Source organism: Oscillatoria sp. FACHB-1407 (assembly GCF_014697545.1).
Classification (GTDB): domain Bacteria; phylum Cyanobacteriota; class Cyanobacteriia; order Elainellales; family Elainellaceae; genus FACHB-1407.
Genome location: NZ_JACJSA010000030.1, coordinates 1 through 14,674 on the forward strand (window position 1 = coordinate 1; position 14,674 = coordinate 14,674).

Here is a 14,674-nt window from a genome sequence, read left to right on the forward strand (position 1 = left end):
TCATTTTATGCTTACTCAAGGGTATTTCGTAAGCATAAAATGAGCAGCCAATTCTGAAAGCATAAGATGAGCGGTTTGCTCATCTTATGCTTTCAATCACAGTTCACAAGCTATGATTCATAAAAAAATTAATGCGGATGGCGAGACTCGAACTCGCAAGGCAAAGCCACACGCCCCTCAAACGTGCGCGTATACCAATTCCGCCACATCCGCAAGAAACGATGGAGTAGCAAATCCTGTCACTCACTCCAGTTTTTAAGCATACCTCTTAGCTTGTTCATTTGACAATCACTCTGACGTCACTTTGAAAAATTCCTGTTATAGCAGGACTCACTAAGGTTAGAACGGAGTGCAGGGGTGAAACCCCTGGCTGGGGGCACAGCCCCACACCCCCTTATGTCCTAATGCATATGCGTAGGGCTATAAGAGGCTAAATCTTGACAAGTCTGAGGAATTTTTATGCAATGGCGGTGATTTCCTCTAATGTAATTAATTATTGTGATGCTTTTGGGTGAGTTTTGCGGGTGCTTGGTTTAAGCTACGGACTATGTTCTAGTTATATTTTTTTCTCAATAGGCTAAATTGTGTCTGATCCAGTTTTGTCTTTAGCCACTTTAGAACTAAAACTTCGTTCCCTATTACCAGCCGATCTCTACGCAGCGGTCTGGGCTGCTCCTGAATCTAACAATCTGATGAAAGTGTTTGAACACTTGCGGACTTTGCAGCGCATCCTGCAAGATTACACTCCTCGTCAGGTTTCAGAAGATCCCCCCTGCCCCGGCAAGATCAGTTATCGCTGGCAAGAGGGCACCCTGCTGTTTACCGATCTGGCCGGTTTCACGCCCCTATTAGAAGCGAATGCAGCGGTCGGTGAGCAAGGGGCGGCTGTTTTGCTGAGTGTGCTGAATCGCTACTTTTCGGAAATGATCGAGATCATCAGCAAATCGGGTGGAGATTTGTTGGAATTCACAGGGGATGCCATGTTGGTGCAGTTTTTGGCAGACCCAAATCGGGGCGATCTGGCGCAGGCTGTGCGAGCAGGATTGCGAATGCAACGGGCAATGAGCAACTTTGCCAATATTGAAACGGCTCAAGGCACCTTTTCGCTGGGAATGCGGGTTGGCATTCATGCCGGGCGATTTCTGACTGCCGATATTGGTACGCCAATGCGGATGGTGCATGTGTTATTGGGGCGATCGGTGCGCCGAGCAAAGCGGGCAGAGGGAGCCGGGGAAGTGGGTCGTGTGTGTTTAACGATGGAAACCGGGGATTACCCCATTGGGGGTGCAACCGCACATCCTCTATGCGACGACTTTCGGTTGGAATCGCTGGATGAAAACTACATGCTGGTCAAAGATGACTTCACGGCTGACCAACTGGGAGAGTATGACATCACACTCACTCGTCGTCGTCATGCAACTGCGTTGTTAATCGATCGCAGCAAAGAAGGGTTGATGACAGAAATTAACGAAGTCGTCAAACGAGTTGAGCCACTGGCGAGCTATTTCCCGGTGTCCATTCTCAATCTGCTGGTTGAAAATGCTGCTCAACGCCGCATTCCTCCTGACTTTCCTACCCCGGCTGTCGTATTTATTAACCTCAAGGGTTTGCCAGAAGCGGTGGATACGGCTTCTCCCGAAGAGACAGAAGGCATTGTTGCCAGTTTTTCCCAGGTATTTGCGGCTATCAATGCAGCCGTACAGAGCCGGGGAGGCATTCTGCAAAAAGTGACCTATCACTCCGTTGGCTCTGACTTTCTCATCTATTTCGGGGTCTTTGGCAATCACTTTGATGATGTGACCAAGGCGGCTGATACCGCCTTAGCGATTCGAGCGATTGTAGCTAATCTGCAACCACCCATCGTGGCAAATCAACCGTTGGAGGTGACCTGTCGCATGGGGTTTACTTTAGGTTCAGTGTTTGCGGCTGAAATTGGTGAACCGAGAGGTAGACGCGAATTCAATATTTTGGGTGACCCAGTCAACACAGCAGCGCGTTTGATGAGCTATGCGGCTCCTAACCAAATTCTGCTGACTAAAGAGGTGTATGAGTGTATTGCCGATCGCTACTACTGTGAACCGTTAGGGGAAGTTGTGCTCAAAGGGAAAGCGTCGTCTGTCCCTGCCTTTGCTCTAACAGGAGCGAAAAAGTCTGACTGAAACGGAGAGAGAGGGATTCGAACCCTCGTTAGAGTTACCCCTAAACAGCATTTCCAGTGCTGCGCCTTCAACCACTCGGCCATCTCTCCAGGGGGATCTCGCTCTAGGCGAGGTGACTTTATTCAGCCACAGGATCGTTATGGTAGCAGAATTTTGTTGCAGTTAAACAAGACATCGCGCATTTTATGTAAAAAAAGTGGAAATGGGGAATAGACCCTATCCCCTTCTGCCGTTTGCTATAATTCCCAAAATTTTTAATGTCATTATTTCTAGAGTTTGGGTTGAAGGGATAGCATAAGGAAAGGAGTGCGTGGCGATCGCACCGAGGATGAGTCACGCGGGTTCTGGTTCGCTCTAGCAGAGCCTCAATTGATGGTATGTTGATGGAGATGAACGATTTAGAACGTTGTTACCGATCGCTAGACTTGGAGCCTGGAGCCTCAATGGAGGAGGTTAACCAGGCATATAAGGACTTGGTCTTTATCTGGCACCCTGACCGCATTCCGAGAGACAATCCCCGGTTGCAGCAAAAAGCACAGGAAAAGCTCAAGGAACTAAACGACGCACGCGATCGCCTGCGTTCTCATCAGCGTAGCAACGGCTCACAATCGGCTCAGGCAAAGAGCCAACCCAAGCCGTCATCTCAGAGCGCATCCCGTGGGGGATATCAGCCTCCCAATTCGAGTTATCGCTATTATTCAGGGAGCCAGGGCAGTTCTCAGTCCCACTCCTATCGGCAGGCTTCGTCTAACCAGACATCGTCGGGTTATGGTTCATCGGGTTACGGCTCATCAGGTCATAGCTCATCCAGCCACAATTCCTCGAACCACAATTCCTCGAACCACAATTCCTCGAACCACAACTCATCGAACCACAACTCGTCGAACCACAACTCATCGCATCACACCTCCAGTAACGGCTCATCGGGGCACTCCACCTCCAGCCAATCAACACCCAATCAACAGAGCCAGTCCAAATACTACCGCTACTACAGTCAGTCCAACTTCAACCCCAACTATCACAAGCAAACGGCTGCTGACTCGTCTACCCATCAGTCAGCGTCTAAAAACGCCTCAAACGGGCAATCCAGTCATCCCCACAACTCAACTCACCACACTTCATCTCATCAGGCATCCGATCACCATCGCGCCTCTACCCACCAGTCTCATCACGAATCATCTCACCAGTCTTCTTCAAAGACTCACGAGACTCATTCGCAACAAAGCCAATCGCAGCAGCCCCATTCACAACAAAGCCATTCACAACAGACTCATTCACAACAGACCAAGCAACAAAACCCCGATTTGAGCGGCGCAGACTTGAGTGGAGCTAATCTGCGGGAGCGAGATCTATCGGGCAGAAACTTGAGCCACGCCAATTTGAGTAATGCCAACTTGAGTGACGCTTTTTTGCATAAGGTCAATTTGACGCATGCAAATTTGCATAAAGCGAATTTGTTTAGAGCTAATCTGCTACAAGCCAATCTCAAGAACGCAAATCTACGTGAAGCCAATTTAATCGGCGCAGACCTGAGTGGAGCCGACCTGAGTGGAGCCGACCTGAGTGGTGCTCGTGTGGGTGTGACCGATCGCGTCATGGTCAAGTTGACGGGAGCAATCCTCAAAGGCGCGATCATGCCCGATGGCAAGGTTCATGCTTAATTCCTGCTCACTATAGACAGCGAGCCAGACACAAAACTCAACACTCCTGCACTGCCATCCCAGTATTAAGATGGCTTCAATACCGTTGTGTTGACGTGGTTATGCGCTCTTTTTGGTCAGATCCTTATTTGTGGGTTCATTTGGCGGGCATCGCAGCCCTACCCATTTTTCTGGAAATCTGCTTTTTAGGATTGGCGGTGGGCGATCCAGTGTTGCCAATGGGGTTGGAATTGTTAATGGTGGCAGTCGTAGGCATTGCGCCGATTGTCTGGATGCAGTGGCAACGCCCCTTTTACATCTTTAGCTTGCTGGCGATCGCCCTAAAACCAGAGCAGCTTAGCGTCACCCAACGAAAGCTCTTGCAATTGTTTAAATCTCCCAATAATCGGATTCTGGGGATTGCGGGTAGTGTGGTGCTGTTGTGGGTGTTGTGGCAACTCTACCGCTATGCACCGATCGCCTCTGAGGTGACTCCACTGCACAACGCAGGACGAGGGGTAGGACTGCTGATTGCAGCGATCGCCTTTCTCGCCAGCAACCTGTTTTTGCAAGTGCCACTCAGTGTCGCTTCCGTTCTCTTGACTCGTGAAGCCACCTTTACTGCAACTGAGCCTTACCCGTTAGAACAAATTCCTAAAAGCTTTACCTCACTTGGGATCCCTGTCAAACGTATCCTGCCTGACATTGTCGCTGAGGCACCAAAACCATCCCCAGCAGCCACGACAGTCCCATTTCCTTCGGCGGTCGATTCAAACACCGCCCCAACTACCGAGGAAACCCCATCCTTTACAGAGGCAACCCCTCCTGTCATATCAACAACCAGCCCAGAAACCAGTGCGGACGATGATTTTGATGAGCTTGCTGCTGATGAAATTGATGGGGATGCGATCGCAAGTGATGACACGGATCCTGAAGATATTGATACTCCAGAACCACCCCCTCCCATCGATTTGGAGCCATTAGAGCCAGATGTTGTCGATGAAGTCGCGGCGATCGCTATATCCGCCGAGGTTGCGCCCGAACCGGAGATCGTTTTAGATGATATCCCCGTTGAAAACCCTCCGATTGATGTCACGGCAGCAGACATGGCAGAGGAGAACGGCATGAAAGAGCAAGAGTAAATGGGTGATCGAGTCCAGCCATGGTGGGGTAGGGGTTCATCCAAGCCCTATCCCAAACTCACGCTAACCCCCGTTTTGTCTCAACTCATAACCGTGTCTTATAGCACAACGAAATTTGTGAACTACGCTAATCTGAAGACAGTGAGATTGGGTTCCATTGACTCGTTACTTCGACATTTTGTTGATAGCACCTTGTATCAGGACGATTTATGACTTCTCTTTCAACGCCTATCGGTCAATTTTCAGACGATCGCACCATTTGGGACAGCTTAAAGCAGGCGATCGCCAATAGCTCTGGGTTTCAACGCTGGCAACTGGAACGCAACACTGACCCCCAACTGCAAGAGCTTAGCCTTGATCAATTGGTGCGGCGTTATTTACGGGAAACGCTGGAAACGCTGGCTTATTAAGGAAAGCGAATTAAATAATATGTGCAATGTTCTGGCTGTACGGGTTTGGAAATGCCAAACCCCTCCACAAAAATTGCACCTTATTTAATCCATGCTCCTAAGTACTGCTATTCACAGATAGGGTTTAGAAATAAAACCAGAGGGGTGTGGGGACTGTGCCCCCAGCCGGGGGGTTCCACCCCTGCACCCCAGATTCCCACCCTTATTTACGACGAGTTGTACTAAGCATTACAAATCGTGAGAAGTCGGCTCTTTCAGCCGTATGAGCGATCTGTCTATGGCTGCAAACAAGGCTTCAAAAATGGCTTCAAAACAGGTTGCCACCATTTAAGAGATCGTTGAGCCGATCCTGGAGTCCCGCAATCTGTTGATAAGCGTCGGCAAGGCGATCGCCATCCACATAAATCTCTTCAGTGGGATAGTTTTGAATCACTTCAATCAAGCTAATGCGGCTGTCGTCACTGGCAGACAGTACGAGTGCCGATCGCATGGCTTGTCGGTTTGCCTGCTGTGAAGGGGTATGAATTGCCTGGCTAACCTGATCGATTGCTACGTTGCCAATGGGGCTGTTTAGCACACGATCCAACACTCTGGGATTGACCGTTGTCTCCTGAGTCAAGACCCGACGAATTTGTTGGGGGTTGCGTCGTGCCAACCGAAAATAGGAACGCAGGGCAGGAGACACTTCCCCCGTCTCCGCCAGAGCAGTCAACTCTTCAACCGATAAAGACCCTTGCAACAGACGATATCGCCACACGACCCGTTCAGCAGCGATCGCCTCTGTTGCTATCAACCCCACACTGGCAAACCCAACAATCCATCCCCAACATCTGATCCAAGTTCGTGACATGAATTCCTTGTAATGTCATCTGGTCTATGTTTCTTCGACGACAATAATGCGAAACAAGTTGCGGTTTCAACCATCCTTTGAGTGATCCTTCGGATCGTGAATTGAATCAATCCGCAAACCGTACAGTCGGGAGCAGACTCATCTGCACGCTGCAATGGATTTGACCGCAAAACTCGCCCCTGCCGATTGGGCGATCGCTCACTTAACGTGACGGGATCAGGATTTTGGTGGTTTAAACCGCAGCTATCGGAGCAAAACAACCGTGTCGGTTCGTCAAATTCTGCATCTTCCGGAGTCCGCGTCGGTGGACTTCGCTCTGATAGCCGCGAATTCAGTCGCCAGGCTTTTAAACCGAACTGACGCTAACTTAGCAATACCTGAGAGAATGGGGAGGCGTTTTGCTAGCTATCCAGATCTGGCATTAAAAGCTCCGTATTGGATAGACCAAAAGGTCACTTTGGAGAGGGCAAAGTCCTTTGGGATAAGATCCTCTTTGCGCCATCTAAATTGGAGATTGAGTATCAGATTTATCTATGCTATGCATCGCTTTCTTCCGGTAAGATGGCATATTTTAAGAGCCAATGTTGTTATGAAACCTTGATTTTCCCCCTGACGCTGACAGTCGTGCCCCTTCAACAGAAGGCAAGAGGACTGGGAGAAGGACATCCCCGTGAAGGGTTCACCCCGATAAACCGTCCTCAACCTGTGTGACTGCGCCCAAACATCATCTATAACTCTGTATTGTCTATCAATCTACATTGGCTCCCTTATCGACAAGCTCCCACAACGATGACACACTTCTCTACACGAATTGGTTTGGTGACGTTGCTACTCCTGACGGGGGCGACTGGGGCGATCGCGCCTGCGGTTGCTGACTCCCATGCATCTAGCTCCACCGTCAATGCCCAACTGATTGCGAATGCCAGGGTGCTTCATGTCAACCCGGTATTGGGTCAAGACAACCCCAGCTATGGCGAGTCAACCAACGCTCCCTTACGAACCATTACCTACGCGCTACAACGCGCTGGCTCCAACACAGTGATTCAACTTGCCCCTGGTAGCTACACCCGCGATACAGGAGAGATCTTTCCGCTGGTGTTGCGCTCTGGGGTCAGCCTCCGAGGAGATGCCGCCAACAAAGGGCAAACCGTTCTGATTATTGGTAGTGGGGAGTATGTCAGCCCCACCTTTGCACGGCAAAATGTGACGATTCGCGCCCTCGAAGACAGTGAGTTGATTGGGGTCACTGTTACTAACCCCAACACTCGCGGCACTGCCGTTTGGGTGGAATCTACCGATCCTGTGATTCGCCACAACACGTTCTCTAATAGCCTGCGGGATGGCATATTTGTATCGGGTACAGGCACCCCCCGCATTGAGGACAATATCTTTACGCGCAACGATGGCAACGGTATTGCCGTTGTACGCGAGAGCCGGGGCGAGATTCGGGGCAACGTGTTTGAAGACACTGGCTTTGGTATTGCCGTAGGCGATAATGCGGCTCCGGTGATTGCTAACAACCAGATTTTGAGCAATGTGGATGGAGTGGTCGTCTCAAACGCGGCACGTCCCACCCTGCGGAATAACGTGATTCAAGATAATACACGGGATGGAGTCGTGGCGATCGCCAACGCCCTTCCCGACCTGGGCACTGCGGAAGACTCTGGCAGCAACGTCATTCGCAACAACGGTCGCTATGACCTCTACAACGCTACCCGCAACAACACCCTCTATTCCATCGGCAACGATATTGATACGGCTCGTATCTCCGGGTTAGTCGAGTTTGTCGCCAGCAATACGCCCCCATCGGTCTTTACGGATGTGCGGGGCCACTGGGCACAGGCTTACATTGATGCGTTGGCAACCCGTGGCATTATCAATGGCTTCCCCGATGGCACCTTTCGCCCAGATGCTCCGGTGACTCGTGCCCAATTTGCCGCTATTATCAACAAGGCATTTACCCCCAGTCCGAAGCGATCGGAGATTAACTTTGTGGATGTGCGGAGTGATTTTTGGGGACGGCAGGCGATTCAATCGGCATATCAGGGGCAATTTTTGAGCGGCTATCCGGGGCAACTCTTTCAGCCAGAGCAGCGCATCCCCAGGGTGCAGGTGGTGGTGTCGCTCGCCAGTGGGTTAGAGTTAAGCACCAACGAAGTTGGCACGATTAACCGTTACCAGGATGCCAGTCAGATTCCCAATTGGGCAGTGGGGGCGATCGCCGCTGCGACTCGACAAAACATCATCGTCAATTATCCGGTTGCCAATCGGTTAAACCCTAATCGTGAAGCCACTCGCGCTGAAGTGGCGGCGTTTGTCTATCAAGCCCTGGTGAGAGCCGGACAAGCTGATCCGATTCCGTCGCCCTACATCGTATCGCCGTAAATTTGCATCGCCCTAGATTTGTATCGCCCTAGATTTCTCATATCCCCAAAGTTCCCCTGCTTGCAGCGTTGACCGTCTAAAAAGGACAGGGCTTGAAATTCCTGAATGCTGTTGGCAACTTTTAAGCGGTTACGGTTGTCGTTTGCTATTGTCGTTATAGCGATCGCCAGGACACTGGAATTAAATTGCAGTTTTTATCCCCCATTTAGGCGTTATGTCCTATCGTTTGTGGATCAGGTCACTCCCCAAAACCCTCAGCCCGATGTTACGAGAGCCAACCTCGCTGGCAATCATGGCATCAGTCGGTGTGCATGGATTGATGTGGGTAGTGCTGCCCTTGCTGCCAGTGCAGTCGTCTCCAACCGAGGAGCCTGACATCCGGCGATCGGTTGCGTTGTTGGAGTTGACACCTGCCGAGCAAGGTCGTCTGCCTGATTTTTCCACTCCCCAGGTGACCGTTCCACCCGTGCCTCAAGAGGAAGCAGGGTCTGACTTCTTCTCTCTGGCACCGCTACCAAATCCCTATCCGTCGGTTCCGACTCAACCCCCGGTGCCCAACTACCAGACCTTACCGCCAATTGTGTTGCCACAGTTGCCGCCCCCACCTCAATACACCAATCGCAGATCCACCAACAGCAATCCGCTGCGGCGACGAACTGAAACGACCATTCCTCCAGAAGCTCCCCCTGAAACCAACACCCCAGCAGCGACCCCTTCTCCCACACCGTCTGAGACTGTCTCCCCGTCCCCCGGTGCAGATGCCCTCAACCCCAACAGAGGCGAATCGTCTAACCCGCCAGGAGCAACCCCTAATCCTCAAGGCACCGCTCCTGCCGCACCCCCCGATCGCCTTGCTCAACTCAGACAGGAGCAACTGCGCCTGCGCCAGTTATATACCTACAGCAGCGAAGGAACTAGCAGAGGCTTTGGCGAGGAACAGTCGTTGCGATGGTTTACAGAGGCTTTGGGGCGATCGCCCGACGATGTTGATCAAATCCCCCTACATGAAATCGAAGTAGCTCCCCCACGTGAAGCGTGTTTTGCACGGCTCCAACGATTGCCCGACCAAGCATGGTTTGGAGTGGTGCTGGATGCAGATGGCAACTTTGTTGTGCAGCCGAGTAAGTTGCGAAGTTCTGGCTATGAGGCGTTTGATCAGCAAGCTCTGGCAGCGATCGCTGAGTATGACTTTGAGCAAGCCGCCACCAATGAAAAGCCAGATTACGCCATTGAGGGCGATCGCCGCGTCTATTACGTTCGGGTTAAGTTTGGACAAAACTTAACCAACTGTCCCTCGCAGGGGGCAACTCCATCGGGTGCGCCCCAGTCCAATGAGGGCTAGTTGTCGTGACTGTCGATCCTAGTTTTGCTGCTGAGCTAAGGGCGATCGCCCCCCGATTACATCACTATTTGGATCAGTTCTCCCAGGCGCGAGTCCTGGTGGTGGGCGATATCACCGTCGATGAATTTTTAACGGGCCAGGTCGAGCGCGTCTCACGCGAAGCTCCGGTGCTAATTTTGCGGCACGAAACAACCCGGCAAATTCCCGGTGGGGGAGCCAACGCAGTCTACAACCTGGCAAAATTGGGTGCCCAGGTGAAATCGGTCGGGCTGGTTGGCAAAGACGAACAGGGGCAGGCACTCCGGCGCATCTTTACGGATGCCACCATCGATACCGAAGGAATTTTGGTTGATCCGGTGCGTCCCACGGTCACTAAAACCCGCATTTCAGGGCACGCACGGCAATCTGTGACCCAACAGATCGTCCGGATCGATCGCAAATCAGACGATTTGCCCGATGTCGAGCTACAGGAGCAACTGGCAGACTATATTCGGCAACACCTTGATTCGGTTGATGCCGTTGTTTGCTCTGACTACGGCGATGGGGTGTTAACACAACCTGTGATTGAAGCTGTCTTAAAGCATCCTCGTGTGATTGTAGACACCCAAAAAGAGCTTTATCGCTATAAAGGCGCAATGATCTTTACGCCAAATTTGCCAGAGGCAGAAAAAGCGGTGGGATACGCGATCGCCACTCCCGCAGATTTGATGAAAGCAGGGCAAGACTTGCTCAATCTGACCCAGGCACACCACATTTTAATTACCCGTGGCGAAGAAGGTATGAGCCTGTTTGGGCGCGATGGCTCCGAACAAACGATTCCCGCCTTTAACCGCACCGATGTCTTTGACGTAACGGGAGCAGGGGATACGGTTGTTGCGGCATTGACGCTGGCGTTAATTGCAGGAGCTACCCCCTGGGAAGCCGCCATTTTAGGGAATGTGGCAGCCAGTCTAGTCATTCGTCAGTTTGGCACCGCCACCACAACCGTTCACGACATCAGATCAACCTTGAATCAGCTATTAGAGCAGTAGCGATCGCCATAGCAACTGAACGGTTTGTTAGGCATCTCTTCATTTTGAACGTGATATGCTGCCTGCCTCTCAGTCCTCAGTCCTCAGCCCTCAGTTCTCATACCAATTTAAACGGGTCTTTAGACAAATCAAGGTTTAGGAGGGGTTTGGCAATGCCAAACCCGTACAGGGTTCCGTCGCGGTTTCAATTCAAATTGATATTAAAAGTCGAAGTTTTGGCAAAACTCCAACTTCTGTTGTGAATCCCAAAAAAAACAGGGCGGCATCAGATAACTGAATGCTGCCCCGTATCCCAATAACCCCAGGAGTCGAAACTTTTAGTACGCGCCGTTCTTATTCAGGACGACCAGAACGGTCTTGAAAATCAGTTGCAAGTCGTAGAGGATAGACCACTTTTCCTGATAGGAGATATCCATTTTCACGATATCCTCAAAATCCTCCACTTTAGAACGTCCGTTTGCTTGCCATTCACCAGTGATACCGGGCTTCACTAACAATCGCTGATAGTGGTGACGCTCATACTTCATAACTTCATCCACTGTGGGAGGACGAGTGCCCACAAGGCTCATGTCACCTTTCAACACATTCCAAAATTGAGGCAGTTCATCCAAGCTTGTCTTGCGCAGGAAACGACCAACCTTAGTAATACGCGGGTCGTTCTTGTTTTTGAAGATATTGCCCTTAGCCTGATTATGAACTAAGTGCTTAAGGCGGTCAGCATCTGCAATCATAGAGCGGAACTTCCAGATGCGGAAGGTTTGCCCATTTAAGCCACAACGGATTTGGCTGTAGAAGAGTGGACCTGGATTATCCAATTGGATGGCGATCGCAATTGGCAGCAGAATCAGTCCAGTAATTGTTAAACCAACTAAGGCACCCACGATATCAATCAGTCGTTTTAATCTGCTGGTTACAGAAGGGTGAACATCTTTTTCAGCACTGACAGCGGAAGAGAGAGGAACCAACATAGAGGATTGATTTAACAAGGAGGATGGAGGTTCAGAGGTAAGTATCACGGTCCTTTACTCCTTTGAGGGTGAGTTAGCCTGAGGTTGATTGCTTGCTTCAGCCAATATAGGAGCCTCATTAGGAATACGGGTAGTGAATTTGCTGATGTTTGCCCAATCTTTGAATTAGATGAGAGTTTTATAAAGTTCCAGTGTAAGCAGCCGTATGACACCCCAAAAAAAAGCTCGTAATACTGATCTAGCCTTACAAACCGCCAGTGGACGTGATGCCGATGCTATTGTGATTGGCAGTGGCATTGGGGGGTTAGTCACCGCTGCTCTGCTAGCCCGTTATGGCTGGACAGTGATTGTGTGTGAAAGCCATGTGATCGCCGGAGGAGCAGCACACAGCTTTGTGCGGCAAGGTTTTCACTTCGACTCAGGACCCTCGTTTTACTGTGGGCTCAGCGACCCGCGATCGCTCAATCCGCTGTGTCAGGTGTTGCAGGAGTTAGGCGAGTCTCTCTCGGCAGTGGCTTACGACCCGTTGGGACACTACCACTTTCCTGAGGGCACCTTTGCGGTCTATGGAAATGCCGATCGCTATCGAGAAGCGATCGCCCAAATAACCCCCACCGGAGCACAGGAGTTTGCCCGGTTTGAGCGACGATTGATGCAGTTGTACGAGGCATTACGGGGCATCCCAACGATTGCTCTGAGGGCTGACTTGTCTGTAATTCCGACATTGCTGAGCCGATATTCATTGGAATTGCTGAAACTCCTACCACAACTGAGCGTGATTCAAAGCTCCGTTGGAACTGTGATGGATCAGTATGTGAGCGATCGCTGGGTGCGGCGATTGATCGATCTGGAGTGTTTTTTGCTGTCGGGGTTGAAGGCATACGGCACGATCGCCCCCGAAGTCGCATTCATGATGGGAGAGCGATCGCATTCCACAATCGATTACCCCGTTGGCGGCAGTGGGGCGATCGTCGAGGCTCTGGTGCGGGGGTTGCAGCGGTGGGGTGGTCAGTTGCGGCTCAATACCCATGTCGATCAGATTCTCGTCGAACAAGGTCAAGTGACAGGCGTACGGCTCCGCAAAGGAGAAACCCTGAGAGCGTCTGTCGTCATCTCTAACGCCACCATCTGGGATACCTACACCCACTTGCTGCAACCCCAAGATTTGCCCACGGATTACCGTCAGATGGCTTTGCAAACGCCAGCGATCGCCAGCTTCATGCACCTGCACCTGGGTATTCGGGCAGATGGCTTGGAGCACCTGACCGGACATCATGTGGTTGTCCATGATGCGACCCAAGACATCACGGTGCCAGGAAACACCTGCATGATTTCCATTCCCTCCGTGTGGGATGCCAGTCTGGCTCCTCCGGGGCACCACGTCGTCCATGCCTATACGCTGGAACCCGCCGAGGGTTGGCAGCGAGACGACTCTTATGAAAGCCGCAAACGCGATCGCGCCCAAGCTCTCTATCGCGCATTAGAGCGAGTGATTCCAGATATCCGCTCCCGAATTACCCTGGAACTAATTGGCACGCCCCTGACCCATGCCCATTACTTACGACGACATCAGGGCACCTATGGTCCGGCGATCGCAGCAGGGCAAGGCATGTTTCCCAGTTGCTACACCCCCATTCAAGGGTTGTATCGCGTCGGTGACAGCACCCTTCCGGGCATTGGCGTTCCAGCCGTCGCTGCCTCCGGTATTCTCTGCGCCAACACCTTAAAATCAAAGTATCGGCTCTAACCTCACCGCTATGGCGACCACCACAAAACGGCTCACGCTAGAGGAATATCTCAACTATGACGATGGCACCGACACGCGCTATGAGTTGGTGGACGGAGCACTAGTCGCTATGCTTCCCGAAAGTGATAGAAATAATTTGATCGCTATCTTTCTACTTTTAGAGTTTGCGAAAGTGATCTCTGCTCGATTGATTCGCCATAAAGATACGGAGATTGTGGTCATAGGTCATCGAGCACGAGTACGCCTGCCCGATTTATTGGTATTAACAGAGGATTTGTTAGTTGCGTTAGGCGGAAAACGAGCCACTATTACCCCTGAAATGCCACCTCCAGCTTTGGTAGTGGAAGTAGTGTCTCCTGGTAAGACCAACGAAGACCGCGACTATCGCTACAAACGCTCAGAATACGCGGCGCGGGGCATTGCCGAACATTGGATTGTTGACCCCGAAAAGGCTCAAATCACGTTGCTAACTTTGGTGGATGGGCTGTACGAAGAAACGGTGTTCCAGGGAGCAGAAGAGGTGCGATCGCCCCTGTTCCCAATAGTGAAATTGACGGTTGAGCAAATCTTAAAAGCCGCAGAATAATCATTAACTTCTTGCAAAATTCTCAGTTTCGCTTCACAAGTTCCTCAGATTCTTCCCCTACTCTCAATATCACCAAGCAATAGGATTGGGGATGAAGTCATGGAAGCAACCAAATTAGCTCAATTGATTCGGTTTCTCCGCCGTGAACTGGCAATTCCTGCCGCTTCGATTCGTTTGGCACTACGACACCCAGAAAGCAACTTTAATTTGCTGCCCATGATCCTTTGGCAGTACGGGCTAATTACTCTATCTCAACTCGATCGCATTTTTGCCTGGATGGAGCACCTGGCAGTTTAGGTTGTGCCTGGTTTGCACAGGCGTGATGAATCGCATCCCTCTTGCCTGAATCTGTATCTCAATAGACATTCTCGTGCAGCGGAATCATGAATGATGACGAAAGATTTCGCTCAACAT

General features: G+C 51.1%; 13 protein-coding genes and 2 tRNA genes. 11 read left to right on the forward strand and 4 right to left on the reverse strand.

The features are described 5' to 3' along the window. Window positions 1-132: 132 nt before the first annotated feature. Window positions 133-213 (reverse strand) — tRNA-Leu (locus H6G89_RS30760). A 371-nt stretch (window positions 214-584) separates the two neighbouring features. On the opposite strand from H6G89_RS30760, the gene H6G89_RS30765 reads away from it, so the two are divergent. Continuing rightward, window positions 585-2,159: an adenylate/guanylate cyclase domain-containing protein gene (locus tag H6G89_RS30765; protein WP_309230134.1), complete on the forward strand. Its 1,575-nt coding sequence runs from the start codon at window positions 585-587 to the stop codon at window positions 2,157-2,159. 2 nt (window positions 2,160-2,161) lie between these two features. Here H6G89_RS30765 and H6G89_RS30770 read toward each other — a convergent pair. Then, a tRNA-Ser gene (locus H6G89_RS30770) sits at window positions 2,162-2,248 on the reverse strand. Between the two features lie 300 nt (window positions 2,249-2,548). Here H6G89_RS30770 and H6G89_RS35350 point away from each other — a divergent pair. The 3 genes from H6G89_RS35350 (at window position 2,549) to H6G89_RS30790 (ending at window position 5,351) form a co-directional block, all read left to right on the forward strand. Beyond that, a complete protein-coding gene (locus H6G89_RS35350; protein ID WP_242060200.1) occupies window positions 2,549-3,820 on the forward strand; it encodes a pentapeptide repeat-containing protein in 1,272 nt (423 codons plus the stop codon). Between the two features lie 101 nt (window positions 3,821-3,921). After that, window positions 3,922-4,941 carry a low-complexity tail membrane protein gene (locus H6G89_RS30785; protein ID WP_190513896.1) on the forward strand — a complete coding sequence of 340 codons (1,020 nt, stop codon included), beginning with the start codon at window positions 3,922-3,924 and terminating at the stop codon, window positions 4,939-4,941. 209 nt (window positions 4,942-5,150) lie between these two features. Next, entirely contained in the window at window positions 5,151-5,351 is a 201-nt protein-coding gene (locus H6G89_RS30790) for a hypothetical protein (protein WP_190513844.1), read from the forward strand. A 307-nt stretch (window positions 5,352-5,658) separates the two neighbouring features. On the opposite strand, the gene H6G89_RS30795 is transcribed toward H6G89_RS30790, so the two are convergent. Then, window positions 5,659-6,201 carry an alpha/beta hydrolase gene (locus tag H6G89_RS30795; RefSeq protein ID WP_190513845.1) on the reverse strand — a complete coding sequence of 181 codons (543 nt, stop codon included), beginning with the start codon at window positions 6,199-6,201 and terminating at the stop codon, window positions 5,659-5,661. Window positions 6,202-6,990: 789 nt separating this feature from the next. Here H6G89_RS30795 and H6G89_RS30800 point away from each other — a divergent pair. The 4 genes from H6G89_RS30800 to rfaE1 all read left to right on the forward strand — a co-directional run bounded on the left by H6G89_RS30800 (window position 6,991) and on the right by rfaE1 (window position 10,959). Further along, window positions 6,991-8,586 (forward strand): DUF1565 domain-containing protein, encoded by a 1,596-nt coding sequence (locus H6G89_RS30800; protein WP_190513846.1) that lies wholly within the window; start codon window positions 6,991-6,993, stop codon window positions 8,584-8,586. A gap of 105 nt (window positions 8,587-8,691) precedes the next feature. Next, window positions 8,692-8,961: a hypothetical protein gene (locus tag H6G89_RS30805; protein ID WP_190513847.1), complete on the forward strand. Its 270-nt coding sequence runs from the start codon at window positions 8,692-8,694 to the stop codon at window positions 8,959-8,961. Next, the gene (locus H6G89_RS30810; RefSeq protein WP_190513848.1) at window positions 8,879-9,928 is read left to right on the forward strand and encodes an energy transducer TonB; all 1,050 of its coding nucleotides are present in this window, start codon (window positions 8,879-8,881) and stop codon (window positions 9,926-9,928) included. The genes H6G89_RS30805 and H6G89_RS30810 overlap by 83 nt, the downstream gene beginning before the upstream one ends. Before the next feature lie 5 nt (window positions 9,929-9,933). Then, window positions 9,934-10,959 (forward strand): D-glycero-beta-D-manno-heptose-7-phosphate kinase, encoded by a 1,026-nt coding sequence (gene rfaE1 / locus H6G89_RS30815; protein ID WP_190513849.1) that lies wholly within the window; start codon window positions 9,934-9,936, stop codon window positions 10,957-10,959. Window positions 10,960-11,276: 317 nt separating this feature from the next. Here the strand turns inward: rfaE1 and H6G89_RS30820 are convergent, their stop codons facing one another. Continuing rightward, window positions 11,277-11,927 (reverse strand): sugar transferase, encoded by a 651-nt coding sequence (locus H6G89_RS30820; RefSeq protein WP_190513850.1) that lies wholly within the window; start codon window positions 11,925-11,927, stop codon window positions 11,277-11,279. A 205-nt stretch (window positions 11,928-12,132) separates the two neighbouring features. On the opposite strand from H6G89_RS30820, the gene H6G89_RS30825 reads away from it, so the two are divergent. The 3 genes from H6G89_RS30825 to H6G89_RS30835 all read left to right on the forward strand — a co-directional run bounded on the left by H6G89_RS30825 (window position 12,133) and on the right by H6G89_RS30835 (window position 14,557). Continuing rightward, entirely contained in the window at window positions 12,133-13,674 is a 1,542-nt protein-coding gene (locus H6G89_RS30825) for a phytoene desaturase family protein (protein WP_190513851.1), read from the forward strand. A 10-nt stretch (window positions 13,675-13,684) separates the two neighbouring features. Then, window positions 13,685-14,260 carry a Uma2 family endonuclease gene (locus H6G89_RS30830; RefSeq protein WP_190513852.1) on the forward strand — a complete coding sequence of 192 codons (576 nt, stop codon included), beginning with the start codon at window positions 13,685-13,687 and terminating at the stop codon, window positions 14,258-14,260. A 99-nt stretch (window positions 14,261-14,359) separates the two neighbouring features. Continuing rightward, window positions 14,360-14,557, forward strand: coding sequence for a DUF2949 domain-containing protein (locus tag H6G89_RS30835; protein WP_190513853.1), 198 nt, complete (start codon window positions 14,360-14,362; stop codon window positions 14,555-14,557). The last annotated feature ends 117 nt before the right edge of the window (window positions 14,558-14,674 follow it).

Bases quoted from the DNA above. Each gene is read 5' to 3' on its own strand.
- H6G89_RS30835 (WP_190513853.1), top strand. From the start codon at position 14,360: ATGGAAGCAACCAAATTAGCTCAATTGATTCGGTTTCTCCGCCGTGAA.
- H6G89_RS35350 (WP_242060200.1), top strand. From the start codon at position 2,549: ATGAACGATTTAGAACGTTGTTACCGATCGCTAGACTTGGAGCCTGGA.
- H6G89_RS30825 (WP_190513851.1), top strand. From the start codon at position 12,133: ATGACACCCCAAAAAAAAGCTCGTAATACTGATCTAGCCTTACAAACC.
- H6G89_RS30785 (WP_190513896.1), top strand. From the start codon at position 3,922: ATGCGCTCTTTTTGGTCAGATCCTTATTTGTGGGTTCATTTGGCGGGC.
- H6G89_RS30820 (WP_190513850.1), bottom strand. From the start codon at position 11,927: ATGTTGGTTCCTCTCTCTTCCGCTGTCAGTGCTGAAAAAGATGTTCAC.
- H6G89_RS30790 (WP_190513844.1), top strand. From the start codon at position 5,151: ATGACTTCTCTTTCAACGCCTATCGGTCAATTTTCAGACGATCGCACC.
- H6G89_RS30810 (WP_190513848.1), top strand. From the start codon at position 8,879: ATGGCATCAGTCGGTGTGCATGGATTGATGTGGGTAGTGCTGCCCTTG.
- H6G89_RS30795 (WP_190513845.1), bottom strand. From the start codon at position 6,201: ATGTCACGAACTTGGATCAGATGTTGGGGATGGATTGTTGGGTTTGCC.
- H6G89_RS30805 (WP_190513847.1), top strand. From the start codon at position 8,692: ATGCTGTTGGCAACTTTTAAGCGGTTACGGTTGTCGTTTGCTATTGTC.
- H6G89_RS30830 (WP_190513852.1), top strand. From the start codon at position 13,685: ATGGCGACCACCACAAAACGGCTCACGCTAGAGGAATATCTCAACTAT.
- H6G89_RS30800 (WP_190513846.1), top strand. From the start codon at position 6,991: ATGACACACTTCTCTACACGAATTGGTTTGGTGACGTTGCTACTCCTG.